At 49.1% G+C, this 13115-nt stretch carries 10 protein-coding genes; 4 read left to right on the top strand and 6 right to left on the bottom strand.

The window, feature by feature from the left end; genetic code table 11:
- Positions 1-208 precede the first annotated feature (208 nt).
- Complete coding sequence (locus QZ327_RS13095; RefSeq protein WP_294619991.1) at positions 209-2272, top strand: acetate--CoA ligase family protein; 2064 nt, start codon at positions 209-211, stop codon at positions 2270-2272.
- 64 nt (positions 2273-2336) lie between these two features.
- On the opposite strand, the gene QZ327_RS13100 is transcribed toward QZ327_RS13095, so the two are convergent.
- The 4 genes from QZ327_RS13100 to xerD all read right to left on the bottom strand — a co-directional run bounded on the left by QZ327_RS13100 (position 2337) and on the right by xerD (position 7885).
- Positions 2337-3875 carry a YifB family Mg chelatase-like AAA ATPase gene (locus QZ327_RS13100; RefSeq protein ID WP_294619993.1) on the bottom strand — a complete coding sequence of 513 codons (1539 nt, stop codon included), beginning with the start codon at positions 3873-3875 and terminating at the stop codon, positions 2337-2339.
- 41 nt (positions 3876-3916) lie between these two features.
- Complete coding sequence (locus QZ327_RS13105; protein WP_294619995.1) at positions 3917-4996, bottom strand: TlpA disulfide reductase family protein; 1080 nt, start codon at positions 4994-4996, stop codon at positions 3917-3919.
- A gap of 113 nt (positions 4997-5109) precedes the next feature.
- Positions 5110-6798, bottom strand: coding sequence for a tetratricopeptide repeat protein (locus tag QZ327_RS13110; protein ID WP_294619997.1), 1689 nt, complete (start codon positions 6796-6798; stop codon positions 5110-5112).
- A 136-nt stretch (positions 6799-6934) separates the two neighbouring features.
- The gene (gene xerD, locus QZ327_RS13115; protein ID WP_294619999.1) at positions 6935-7885 is read right to left on the bottom strand and encodes a site-specific tyrosine recombinase XerD; all 951 of its coding nucleotides are present in this window, start codon (positions 7883-7885) and stop codon (positions 6935-6937) included.
- Positions 7886-8016: 131 nt separating this feature from the next.
- Between xerD and aroQ the strand changes: the two genes are divergently transcribed.
- The 3 genes from aroQ to QZ327_RS13130 all read left to right on the top strand — a co-directional run bounded on the left by aroQ (position 8017) and on the right by QZ327_RS13130 (position 10680).
- The gene (gene aroQ, locus QZ327_RS13120) at positions 8017-8436 is read left to right on the top strand and encodes a type II 3-dehydroquinate dehydratase (protein WP_294620001.1); all 420 of its coding nucleotides are present in this window, start codon (positions 8017-8019) and stop codon (positions 8434-8436) included.
- A 69-nt stretch (positions 8437-8505) separates the two neighbouring features.
- A complete protein-coding gene (pyk, locus tag QZ327_RS13125) occupies positions 8506-9963 on the top strand; it encodes a pyruvate kinase (RefSeq protein ID WP_294620003.1) in 1458 nt (485 codons plus the stop codon).
- Positions 9964-10050: 87 nt separating this feature from the next.
- On the top strand, positions 10051-10680 hold the full coding sequence (locus QZ327_RS13130; RefSeq protein WP_294620005.1) for an O-methyltransferase: 630 nt from the start codon (positions 10051-10053) through the stop codon (positions 10678-10680).
- 131 nt (positions 10681-10811) lie between these two features.
- On the opposite strand, the gene QZ327_RS13135 is transcribed toward QZ327_RS13130, so the two are convergent.
- Together QZ327_RS13135 and rbfA are read right to left on the bottom strand one after the other, a co-directional pair.
- A complete protein-coding gene (locus tag QZ327_RS13135) occupies positions 10812-12044 on the bottom strand; it encodes an FtsX-like permease family protein (RefSeq protein WP_294620007.1) in 1233 nt (410 codons plus the stop codon).
- A 29-nt stretch (positions 12045-12073) separates the two neighbouring features.
- Complete coding sequence (rbfA, locus tag QZ327_RS13140; protein WP_294620009.1) at positions 12074-12406, bottom strand: 30S ribosome-binding factor RbfA; 333 nt, start codon at positions 12404-12406, stop codon at positions 12074-12076.
- Between the last annotated feature and the right edge of the window lie 709 nt (positions 12407-13115).

The raw sequence follows: 13115 nt of genomic DNA on the forward strand, positions 1-13115 counted from the left end.
CTTCCTGCTTCCTCCTGTTTCCTCCTGTTTCTTCCGATTTTTTCCTGTTTCCTCCGGTTCCCGTAAATGCAAGGATTGTGGCAGTCGTTTCGCCGCCCCAATGAAAGAACCGTGGGGCGCACTTCAGAAAGCGGGTGTTTTTTCTTCTCCGTATGTATATAAATTGTATATTTGTGCGATTGTCGTACTATACTAACATGAACAGACTATGATAACAACCCAATTGCTCCATCCTGCCAGCATCGTGGTGGTGGGAGCGTCCAATAATGTGCATAAACCCGGCGGGGCGATTCTGAAGAACCTGATAAACGGCGGATATGCCGGCGAGTTGCGGGCGGTGAACCCCAAAGAGACTGAAATCCAAGGCGTGCAGGCGTATGCCGATGTAAAGGACATCCCCGACACGGACCTTGCCATACTTGCCATCCCCGCCGCCCTTTGCCCCGATGCGGTGGAGGTGCTCGCTTCCGGAAAGCGGGTGCGTGCGTTCATCATCCTTTCCGCCGGATTCGGCGAGGAGACGCATGAGGGCGCGCTCCTGGAGGACCGCATCCTGGAGACGGTGAACCGGCACGGTGCTTCGCTGATTGGCCCCAACTGCATCGGGCTGATGAACACGTGGCACCATAGCGTGTTCAGCCAGCCCATCCCCAACTTGGATGCGCGGGGTGTCGACCTCATATCCAGCTCCGGAGCCACGGCGGTATTTATCCTGGAGAGCGCGGTGACCAAAGGTTTGCAGTTCAACTCCGTATGGTCTGTGGGCAATGCCAAGCAGATTGGCGTGGAAGACGTGCTGCAATACATGGACGAGCATTTCGATGCCGAAAAGGACTCCCGGATAAAGCTGCTTTATATCGAAAGCATCGGTGACCCCGACCGTCTGCTGTTCCATGCCTCTTCGCTGATAAAGAAAGGGTGCAGGATTGCGGCTATCAAGTCGGGCAGCAGTGAGAGCGGCAGCCGCGCCGCATCCTCGCACACGGGTGCCATTGCCAGCAGCGACTCTGCCGTAGAGGCGCTGTTCCGCAAGGCGGGCATCGTGCGCTGCCACTCCCGGGAGGAGCTGACTACGGTGGGGTGCATCTTCACCTTGCCCGAACTGAAAGGGAAGAATTTCGCCATCATCACCCATGCCGGCGGACCGGGCGTGATGCTGACCGATGCCTTGAGCAAAGGGGGGCTCAATGTGCCCAGGCTGGAGGGCGGGGTTGCCGAGGAGCTGAAAGGCAGGCTCTTTCCGGGTGCTGCCGTGGGCAATCCGATTGACATCCTTGCCACGGGCACGCCCGAGCATCTGCGCCTTTGCCTGGAGTATTGCGAGGAGAAGTTTGACGAGGTGGATGCGGTCATGGCGATTTTCGGCACGCCGGGACTGGTCACCATGTTCGAGATGTACGATGTGCTGCACGAAAAGATGCAGACGTGCAGGAAGCCGATATTCCCCATTCTCCCGTCCATCAATACGGCGGGGGCGGAGGTGTCCGCTTTCCTTGCCAAAGGGCATGTGAACTTTGCCGATGAGGTGACTTTGGGCACGGCGTTGTCGCGCATCATGAACGCGTCGAAACCGGCGAACAACGAGATAGAACTTTTCGGCGTGGACGTTCCGCGCATCCGCCGCATCATAGATTCCATTCCCGAAGACGGCTATATAGAGCCCCATTATGTGCAGGCTTTGTTGCGTTCCGCAGGCATTCCGGTGGTGGAGGAGTTTGTGTCTGCCAATAAGGAGGAGGTGCTGGCGTTTGCCCGCCGCACGGGATTTCCGGTGGTGGCAAAGGTGGTGGGGCCGGTGCACAAGTCGGACATAGGCGGTGTGGTGCTGAACATCAAGGGCGAGCAGCACCTGGCGCTGGAGTTCGAGCGGATGATGCAGTTGCCGGAAGTGACAGGCATCATGGTGCAGCCCATGCTGCGGGGCACGGAGCTGTTTGTCGGTGCCAAGTATGAGGAGAAGTTCGGGCATGTGGTGCTCTGCGGTCTGGGCGGCATCTTTGTGGAGGTGCTGAAGGACGTCTCTTCCGGTTTGGCTCCCTTGTCTTATGCGGAAGCGTATTCCATGATTCATTCGCTGCGTGCCTACAAGATTATAAAGGGAACGCGTGGGCAAAAGGGGGTGAACGAGGACAAGTTTGCCGAAATCATCGTACGCCTGTCTACCCTGTTGCGTTTTGCCACGGAGATTAAGGAGATGGACATTAATCCGCTGCTTGCAACGGAGAAACATGTGATAGCGGTGGATGCCCGTATCAGGATTGAAAAGAACTGACGAGTGACGAGAGCGGAACTGCCTTGCGGGATGTTTTTGTGAGAAACAGGCGGGATATGGACGGCTATCCCGCCCAGTCTTCCCGGTCCAGGTTCCTGTATCCGATTGCTTCCGCCAAGTGTGCGGGTTGTATCGTTTCGCACCCTTCGAGGTCGGCAATGGTGCGGGCAACTTTCAGGATACGGTCGTAGGCGCGTGCCGAGAGGTTGAAGCGGTTCATGGCTGTCTTCAGCAGGGCAAGCCCTTTGTCTTCGGGGCGGGCATAGCGGGCAAGTAGTTTGCTGTTCATCTGCGCGTTGCAGTATACACCCGGAATTTCGGCATACCTTTCGGACTGGATTTGCCGGGCACGTATTACGCGTTCGCGGATATGGGCGCTTGATTCGCCGGGGCGGGCGTCCGACATTTTCTCAAAGGGCACGGGGATGACTTCGATTTGCAGGTCGATGCGGTCGAGCAAAGGTCCTGAAATGCGGTTCAGGTATTTCTGTACTTGCCCCGGGCTGCATACGCAGGCTTTGGTGGGGTGATTGTAATATCCGCAGGGACAAGGGTTCATGGAGGCTGCAAGGGTGAAGCTTGCGGGATATTCTACGTTGCACTTCACGCGGGAGATGGTGATTTTCCGGTCTTCCAAAGGTTGCCGCAATACTTCGAGCACATTCCTGTTGAATTCCGGCAGTTCGTCAAGGAACAAGACGCCGTTGTGCGCCAGGCTGATTTCTCCCGGTTGCGGGAAGCTTCCGCCACCTGTCATTGCCGTTGTGGAAATCGTGTGGTGAGGGTCGCGGAACGGGCGTTTGGTGATAAGTCCGCCTTCTTGCCCTAATTTTCCTGCAACGGAGTGTATTTTGGTTGTTTCAAGGCTCTCGCCTAATGACAATGGCGGCAGGATGGAGGGGAGACGTTTGGCAAGCATGGATTTTCCGCTTCCGGGAGCGCCTACCAGGATGATGTTGTGCCCGCCTGCGGCGGCCACCTCCAATGCGCGTTTTACGTTTTCCTGTCCTTTCACATCGGAGAAGTCCAGGTCGAAGCTGCTCTGCCGCTCGTAAAACTCTTTGCGGGTGTCGACATATACCGGTTCCAGTGCCTGGTTGCCGTTGAAAAATTCGATAACCTCTTTCAGGTTTTCCGCTCCATAGACCTGCAAGTTGTTTACTACGGCAGCTTCCTGTGTGTTTTGTTTGGGAATGATGATGCCTTCAAAGCCCAGCTCTCTTGCTTTTATGGCAATGGGAAGCGCTCCTTTGATGGGTTGCAGAGTGCCGTCCAGGCTTAACTCGCCCATTAGCAGATAGCGATCCAATTTGTCCGATTGGATAACTTCGCCGGCACCTAACATGCCGATTGCCAATGGCAAATCATAGGCGGAACCCTCTTTGCGGATATCTGCCGGAGCCATATTGATGACGATATTGCTTGTCGGCATCCGGTAGCCGTTTACCTGCAATGCGGAAATGATGCGTTGGTGGCTTTCCTTGACTGCGGAGTCCGGCAAGCCCACAAGATAGAACATACAGCCTCTGGAACTGTTGACTTCGATAGTGATGAGGGTTGCGTCAATACCTTGAACAGCCGCTCCAAAAACTTTGATGAGCACGTAAATTTAGTGTTTAATGGATAATAATGGGTGATTGGGGATTACCGTTTTTTCTGTTGCCGTTTCTTCGCTTCTTCCTCTTCGGCTATATCGTTCAGTTTCTTCTCAATATCCCTTTCACTCAAATCTTTTCCTTCAATCCTTCCGGATGGGCTGAGCAGCACATTGGCGGGCAGGGTTTTTATGGCAAGCTGCTTCACAAGCTCAGCGTTCCAGCCGGAAAGGTCGCATGCTTGCTCCCATTTCAGGGTGTCTGCCTCAATTGCTTGTTGCCAGTTGTCTTTATCTATGTCTAAAGAGACTCCTAAAAGGGCAAGTTTCTTATTCTTTTGTTCTTTCTTGTAGATTCTGCGGTAAACGGCATTATTGTTACGGCTCACCGTATCCCAAGAAGACCAAAAGTGTATCAATATGTATTGGTCTTTGAAATTTGAACGGTTTATCTGCTTTCCTTTGGCATTGGGCAGGCGGAAGTAGGCGACCGTTTTCCCGACAGCGGCTTTTTCTTCTTCCTGAATGCGGTTGAGCAGCTCTTCAATATAGGGGCGGTCTTTCAATTCTCCCGTCATAAACTCGGTCAACTTTTTAATCCGGGCATAGTCCGGCTTCTCTTTTTGTACGAAGTATTTGTCCAGCAGATAGATGCTGACCAAAGAGGAGGGGTGTGCATTGATAAACTTACTGGCTTTTTCTTCCAATGCTTCTTCAAATGTTTCTTCTGAGGGAGTGTCCGGTGCTTTCAGCTCTTTCAGTTCTTTTTGGAAAGCGCTGAATTCCTCATTCGGTGTGTTTCCGTCTATTTCTAAATAGTTGAGCTCGGCGGCAGAACCTTTTATGCGTATTTTGTCTCCTTTGTCCATAAAAAGCGGGTACAGGCTGCCGTTGCCGAACAACAATCGGGCAGCTACCAACGTATCCGGAGAGAGTGTTTTTGAGAATTTGCCGTTCTCGACAATCAGTGTGTCCACGCGGTCGTACATGTTGTCTGTACCATATATATATATGGTGTCATTTCCCAATCCTTTGATTTCTCCGCTCAGTTCGGCTGTATTGGGATTTTCGCCGCCACCGCAGGCGGATAGTATGATAATCAGGAAATATGCAAGAGAAATATTCTTCATACGGTTTTCTTCTTCTGATACGTTACTGCGAAAGTAGTTCTTTTTGGTGTGAATAAAAAAAAATGCCCGACATATTTCTATGTCGGGCACATCTTTTCATCTTATAACCTTTATTATTTGATGATATTCATGAAGTCTGCATTCGTGAAGTATTTGGAGAATTCCAAGTCGGAAGCAGCTTTCTTAGCTAATGAAGAATCTTTGGCAACAGCCTTCTTCAGGTTGTCCATAACCATGGAAGAGTTGTTGGTTCTTGCACCTACAACAGCCATCAGGTAGTCAGTGTAAGCGTCCGGTTTAGCGATGCTTGACAATGTATTCTTAGCCTTGTTGTAGTCCTTAGCCAAGATTTGTGCCAAAGCTGCGCTGTTGGTCTTAGTGTCGCCGAATGCGTTAACTGCTCTGTCATATTGACCTTGAGCTACGTACAGGTTACCCAGAGCTTCGTTCAATTCTTTAGCACCGGAAGCCTTGCCAAGGTAAGCTTCGGCAGCAGCCTTGTCACCCTTAGTCAAAGCGATGAGACCCATGTTCATGTTAGCTTCGGCAGAATCCTTGATAGAAAGAGATTTCTTGAAGTATCCTTCAGCTTTTTCAAGGTTACCGGCTTGGTAAGCCAACTTACCGAGGTTGTTGTATGCACGGTAGTCGTTCGGGTAGATTTGAGTAGCTTTAGTGAAGATAGCGGCTTGCTTGGCAGGATCGTTAGTCAGCGTAGTTGCATACAGCAGTTCTTCGATGTTCAACTGCTTGGCATCGCTGTCCGCCAATGCTGCGATTTCTTCGTCAGACTTACCGATTACGTCATAGTTCAAAGTCAGACGAGAACGACGCAACTGCGGCAGGATTTCGTCAGCCAAAGTCTTGTATACAGAAGAAATGTTCTTGATTTCCTGTTCTCTTTGTTCAGGATCAGAGTACATTGACAATACGCGGAGAATCAGTTCTTTGTCTTGAACGTTTGATTTACTAACCAATTCCTGGAAGCCTTCCCAGTCTTGTGCAGTGTATTTGGTATCAACGGCAGCTTCGATTTTGCTTTTCTTAAGGTCTTTATTGATAACCTTAGCTGTGTTGTTCTGACGGTTTTCAGCCAAACCTGTATTCAGTTTAACACCACCATCGGGAGAAGCGTATGCGGAAATCTCAATGTTGTTGATTTTCTTGTTGGCTGCATCGTTGATGTTCTTAACTTCTTCGTTGAATGTTTTGGCAGTTTTCAATTCGCTTGAACGAACGTTAGCCTGTTGGATCAAGAACATGATGTTTGCATCATATTTTTCTTTGATGATACGTTGGAAAGCATCGTCGCCGTTAGCCGGATTAGCGCTGCCCAAAGTCTGACCGAGCAATTCGGAAGTAGAGATAACACCGTCAGCTACTTTTACAGCAGGGATTGTGATTTCTTTCTTGCCTACTTTAGCCTTGAATTCCAAATACAACTCGGATTTAGCCATTTCAGGAACATAGTCGAAAGAAGTTTTCATTGTGTAGCTACCACCAGTCTTGTAAGAGATAGTCTGGTCGTTGCCTTCCACTTTTTCACCCTGGAATACGGCAGACTGACCTTTAGCTTCGCCGCCTTCCCATCTCAAAACCGGAGTAACTTCCACTACTGCGTTTTTCTTGAGATACTTTTCAGGGAATTTACCGTTAATTGTAGCAGGTACTTTACCACCTACGGCTTCCAGTACTTGCGGAGTCACTGTGAAATAGTCAGAAGACAGTTCACCCATTTTGCTGCATGATGTCAAAACAGCAACAAGTGCCACTAACAAAGGCAGATACAATTTCTTAGTCATTTTTAGATATAAATTAATTGTTTGTAATTGAAATTTGTCCATTCACAATCAGGTGCCATACGTTTATATATATAGCTTTGCAAAGATATTAATTCTCTTGGCAATTTGTTAATAATACTGTCACATTTATTATAATTTAATAAAAGTGATGCTCTTTGCGATATTTGATGTTGCGCGGGTGATGTTCAATAATTTCGCTTCGAAGCATGTTCCGGTCGATATGTGTATAAATTTCAGTGGTGGCGATGGATTCATGTCCCAGCATACACTGGATGGCACGCAGGTTGGCGCCTCCTTCCAGCAGATGGGTGGCAAAGGAGTGGCGGAACGTGTGCGGGCTGATATTCTTGGTGATGCCGGCTTTCTCTGCCAGTTCTTTTATCATGTGGAATACCATGATACGGGAGATATTCTTGCCCCATCGTGCTAAGAATACGTAATCTTCGAACTCTTTTTTTATCTTTCCCTGATTACGATCTATAAACCAGTACTTTATTTCCTTGATTGCGCGGGCTGAGATAGGAACCAGACGTTGTTTGCTGCCCTTGCCTTCTACCTTGATGAACCCTTCTTCGAAATAGAGGTCGGAGAGTTTCAGATTGCACAGTTCCGATACACGCAGCCCGCAACTGTACAGTGTCTCCAGTATAGCTCGGTTACGTTGTCCCTCTTTCTTCCCCATGTCTACGGTGGAGATAATTCTGTCGATTTCTTCTACAGTGAGAACTTCCGGTATCTTAAATCCTATCTTGGGACCTTCCAACAGTTCGCTTGGGTCGGCTTGCAGGTAGTCGGCAATGACCAGAAAATGGAAAAAGGATTTAATGCCGGAGAGTATACGTGCTTGGGAGCGGGGATGAATGCCGATGTCGTGCAGGCCTGCCGCAAAGCGTTGTAGGTCGTCCGGCGTAACGTCCGGTATATCTATGCTTTCTCCTTCCAGGAAGCGCAGGAGTTTCTTCAGGTCTGTCATGTAGGCATCGAACGTGTTGGGCGAAAGTGATTTTTCCAGTTTGAGATATTGTTGATACTTTCTGATTGTCACAGCCTGTTTCGCCTTATTCGTCAATTTCTCTTCTGTTTTCATTGCTTTTTCGTATCTTTCCTCTAAAGAAAAACATTTTCTTTATCCTGTCGGTGTGAGATTCCCACGATTTTCATTTATCTTTGCACCTTGAAAGAATGTTCTCTGTGGACAAAGGTATAAAAAAATGTGTTATGAGGATACAGATTATTAACGGTCCCAATATAAATCTGTTGGGAAAACGTGAACCTTCCATTTATGGCAGTGTTACTTTTGAAGACTACCTTGCCGAACTCCGCGAAAGATATGCGGATATACAAATAGATTATTTTCAATCCAACATCGAAGGAGAGCTGATAGACAAGATACAGCAGGTAGGTTTCGATGTGGACGGCATTATTTTCAATGCAGGTGCTTACACCCATACTTCCATTGCTTTACAAGACGCGATCCGTTCGGTCACTGCTCCGGTGATTGAGGTTCACATTTCCAATGTACATACCCGGGAAGCGTTTCGCCATGTATCCATGATAGCTTGTGCCTGTCGGGGTGTTATCTGTGGTTTTGGGTTGAACTCTTATCGTTTGGCATTGGAAGCGCTGAAAGAATCGTGAATGGTTGTTCTCCATCCGGCATTCATTTGATATAAAATTTAAAGTTAATATAAAATAGGTATTAAGATTATGCAATTGAAACAGACAAAAATCGTTGCAACGATTTCCGACCAGCGTTGCGATGTCGATTTTATAAAACAGTTGTTCGACGCGGGTCTGAACGTAGTGCGCATGAATACGGCCCATGCAGGACGCGAAGGCTTCGAGAAACTGATTGCCAACGTACGTACGGTTTCCAAACGCATTGCCATCCTTATGGATACGAAAGGTCCTGAAGTGCGTACAACGGTTCTTGCCGAACCCATTCCTTTTAAAATAGGCGACCGTGTAAAAGTGGTAGGTAATCCCGACTTACAGACTACCCGCGAGTGTATCGCCGTTTCTTATCCTGACTTCGTAAACGACCTGAGTGTGGGCGGTCATATCCTTATTGATGACGGTGACCTGGAATTGATTGTCGTAGAGAAGAATGCGGACCACCTGCTGTGCGAGGTACAGAACGAAGCCACCTTGAGCAGCCGTAAGAGTGTCAACGTGCCGGGTGTACGTATTAACCTGCCCTCACTGACAGAAAAAGACCGTAACAACATCCTCTATGCTATCGAAAAGGACATTGATTTCATTGCCCACTCTTTCGTACGCAACAGGCAGGATATTCTGGATATAAAGGCTATTCTTGATGCCCACAACAGCGATATCAGAATAATTGCCAAGATTGAGAATCAGGAAGGCGTAGACAATATCGACGAGATTCTCGAAGTTGCCGACGGTGTTATGGTAGCCCGCGGTGACTTGGGCATTGAAATTCCTCAGGAGCGCATTCCGGGCATCCAACGCGTGCTCATCCGTAAATGTATTCTGGCAAAGAAACCGGTAATCGTTGCTACGCAGATGCTCCACACCATGATTTCCAACCCGCGTCCTACCCGTGCGGAAGTGACGGACATTGCCAATGCCATCTATTACCGTACGGATGCCTTGATGCTGAGTGGTGAGACTGCCTATGGCAAATATCCGTTGGAAGCCGTTAAGACAATGACGAAAGTCGCTTCGCAAGCGGAAAAAGACAAATTGGCGGACAACGATATCCGTATTCCTTTGGACGAGAACAGCAATGACGTAACGGCTTTCCTTGCCAAGCAAGCGGTGAAAGCTACTACGAAATTGAAAATCCGTGCCATTATCACCGACAGTTATAGCGGCCGTACCGCCCGTAACCTTGCCGCATTCCGTGGTAAATATCCGGTTATTGCCATCTGCTATAAGGAGAAAACCATGCGTCACCTGGCGCTGTCATACGGTGTGGAAGCTATCTACATGCCCGAACTTGCCAACGGACAGGAGTACTACTTCGCCGCTCTTCGCCGCCTGCTTCAGGAAGGCCGTCTGCAACCTACCGATATGGTGGGCTATCTGAGTAGCGGTAAAGCCGGTACGCAAACTTCTTTCCTCGAAATCAACGTCGTGGAAGATGCGTTGAAACATGCCGAAGACAGCGTGTTGCCGAACAGTAACAGATACTTATAACAACGGGCAATTGGTAATGGGCAATGGGAGATACCTGCTGCAATTCTCCGGTTGTCAATTACCAATTCTTAATTATCAATTCTCAAAGTGACTTTAGACGAATATATCCTGCAACACATTGACGACGAGGGCGGCTACCTGAAAGCGCTCTATCGTGATACGCACCTCAAACTGCTCTATCCCCGTATGGCTTCGGGACATTTGCAGGGGCGTATGCTCAAGATGTTTGTCAGGATGATACGTCCCCGTCAGGTGTTGGAAATCGGGACATATAGCGGATATTCCGCACTTTGCATGGCAGAAGGATTGCCCGAGGACGGAATGCTGCACACGTTCGAAATCAATGACGAGCAGGAAGATTTCACCCGTCCTTGGCTGGAAAACTCACCCTATGCCGATAAGATAAGATTCTATATAGGCAATGCGTTGGAACTTGTTCCCCGATTGGACGTTACTTTCGACCTCGCTTTCATCGATGGAGACAAGCGCCGCTATATCGATTACTATGAGATGGTGTTGGCGCGTCTTTCGGAAGGCGGTTATATCATAGCCGACAACACTTTGTGGGACGGGCACGTCCTTGAAGAGCATCCGCACCGCACGGACTTGCAGACCATCGGCATAAAAGCCTTTAATGATTTGGTTGCCGCAGACAGCCGTGTAGAGAAAGTCATACTGCCGTTGCGCGACGGACTGACGATTATCCGTAAGAAGTAACGCGATTTCCGTAAGAAGTAAGACGGTCATCCGTAAGAAATAATAAGAGTCCGTCATCCCCTTTCATTTTCATTATCCCTTTACAACGCACTGCTTCATGGGGATTGGCGGAATGAAGGGGGATGATGTTTTTATTTCTTGAGCAGCCGTTTGCTCAGATATCGTACCGGATACCACACCGAGAGGAATCCTACGGTGATAACCGTCACGAATATCAAGACAAGGTCCGTGGCATGCACGCTTACCGGATAGGCATCCACCACAAAACTGCCGCTACCCCCTCCTAAGGAGATAAGTCCGAAATGCTGTTGCAGGAAGCACAGCAATAACCCCAGTATAATTCCCGCAATGGCTCCGAATACCGAAATCAGCCGTCCCTCGAAAAGGAAAATGCGGGCAATCAACCGGTCGTCCGCTCCCAGCTTGCGCAACGTTTCCGCATCCTCGCGTTTGTCCAATATCAGCATGGACAGCGAACCGATGACATTGAAACAGGCAATCATAAGGATAAAAGTAAGAAACAGATACGAGATAAGTTTTTCAATCTCCATGATGCGGAATACATCCGCCTGCTGCTCATAACGGTTCTGTACGGCGAAGCGCTCTCCCAAGATGCGTTCCATCTTCTTCTGCGTGGCATTGACGTTGTTGCCCGGCTTCAGTTTCAACTCGATGGCGGAAACTTCCGTCTCATAATCGAACAGCCGCCGTGCAAAGCTCAGGGAGGTAAGGATATAGCGTGCATCGTATTTCTGCTGGTTGACGACAAATACGGCTCCCGGCGAGAACAGGTATTCCCGGTTGAAAGCCGACGACGGGTTGGCAATGTTGATACGCGCGTTCCTTTGGGGCGCATACACCTGTAGCGGGTCTATGAACTGTATCCCCGTGCCCAGTTCCGATACCAGTTCCACGCCCATAAAGCCGTAGTCCACAACCGAATCGTTCAATATGAACTTTCCTGTGCCGTGCAGCAGGCTGTCTATGGATGTCAGTTGCTCGAAGTTGTCCTCCACGCCTTTGATAACCGCCATTGCCTGACGGTTTTTGTACTGCACCATTGCGTTCTCTTCCAGCGTTTCCGTCCAGACGGCTATCTCGGGCAGGGCACGTACCTGCTGCACGCGCGCTTCCAGCGGGTTGAACACCTTGCCTTCACGGACGGTGATTTTCAGTTCCGGGTCGAATGCCGTGAAGAACTCCGCTACCATATCCTGAAAACCGTTGAATACGGAGAGCGTGCACACTAATGCCAATGTAGCCAAAGCCACTCCGCATACCGAGATACCGGATATGATATTAATGGCATTGTGTTTCTTCTTGGAGAAGAGGTAACGGCGCGCTATGTAGAAGGGGAGGTTCAATGTCGCGGTTGGTGGTTGGTTCTACGGAACTACTTAAGCAATTCGTCAATTCTTTCCAGATAATCCAACGAGTCGTCCACGAAGAACTTCAGTTCGGGAATGATGCGCAGCTGGTGGCGCACGCGGTTGCCCAGTTCAAAGCGGATGGACTTCATGTTGGCATTGACGTTCTTGATGATGTCTTCGCTTCTCTCCGAAGGGAAAACGCTGAGGTAGGCGCGTGCCACGCTCATATCGGGACTGATGCGTACGGCGCTGACTGAAATCAGTATGCCGGGCATTGATTTGGTCTGTAACAAGAAGATGTCACTCAACTCCTTTTGAAGCAAGCGGGCTATTTTGTGCTGTCTGGTAGTTTCCATACTTTATCCTTTTTTTGATTTGAAGAGCAAAGTTACTGAAATATATCGTTCTAACGGTAATTTATGCCTTTTTTCTTTTCCTTGCGGCTTTTGTATCTAAGGGAGTCAGGGGAGTTAAAAGGAGCCATCGGCCGCCAAGCCGGCTTACGAGTTAAAGCCGATACTTCTGTAACGATGTCATACACAAGCGTATCGGTTCTAACTCCTTTAGCTCTTGACGAAGCGATGCGAAGTGATAACTCCCCTAACTCCCTTAAATGCAAAAGCCGTGTAATTCCCCTAAACGCAAAGGTCGTGGTGTGTAAGTTGCTTCGACCGCTCTTCGTTGTCCGGAACATGACGGACCCGGTCGTCTTCCCGCGTATAGATGAAGAGAGTCATTGAGACGGTGTACACCAACGGCTATGTAGAAATATCTCCTTCCCGCGCATGCATGAAGAGAGCCGAACGGTTCCGTTTTGTGGCAAAAAGGCAGCAAAACCGCCCTTTTGCTTACTCCCGCCCTTGCGCCTTTCTTCCGGAATGGAAGCGGCTTGCATAAAACACGGATGGATATGCTTCTTTTCCCGATAAAAATGCGCCGTTTATGCAGAAGACGGTCTTTTCTCCCGTTGGACACAAGCGTTTCAGCCGATAGACATTAACATCTGTGGCGATGGACATTAATGTCTGTCGCGATAGACACTAATGTCCATCACGAGCGGCATTA

The sequence above is a fragment of the uncultured Bacteroides sp. genome, from assembly GCF_910578895.1.
Lineage (GTDB): Bacteria > Bacteroidota > Bacteroidia > Bacteroidales > Bacteroidaceae > Bacteroides.

Coding starts and splice junctions, on each gene's coding strand:
- pyk (WP_294620003.1), top strand. CDS start 8,506: ATGCAATTGAAACAGACAAAAATCGTTGCAACGATTTCCGACCAGCGT.
- QZ327_RS13095 (WP_294619991.1), top strand. CDS start 209: ATGATAACAACCCAATTGCTCCATCCTGCCAGCATCGTGGTGGTGGGA.
- rbfA (WP_294620009.1), bottom strand. CDS start 12,406: ATGGAAACTACCAGACAGCACAAAATAGCCCGCTTGCTTCAAAAGGAG.
- aroQ (WP_294620001.1), top strand. CDS start 8,017: ATGAGGATACAGATTATTAACGGTCCCAATATAAATCTGTTGGGAAAA.
- xerD (WP_294619999.1), bottom strand. CDS start 7,885: ATGAAAACAGAAGAGAAATTGACGAATAAGGCGAAACAGGCTGTGACA.
- QZ327_RS13105 (WP_294619995.1), bottom strand. CDS start 4,996: ATGAAGAATATTTCTCTTGCATATTTCCTGATTATCATACTATCCGCC.
- QZ327_RS13110 (WP_294619997.1), bottom strand. CDS start 6,798: ATGACTAAGAAATTGTATCTGCCTTTGTTAGTGGCACTTGTTGCTGTT.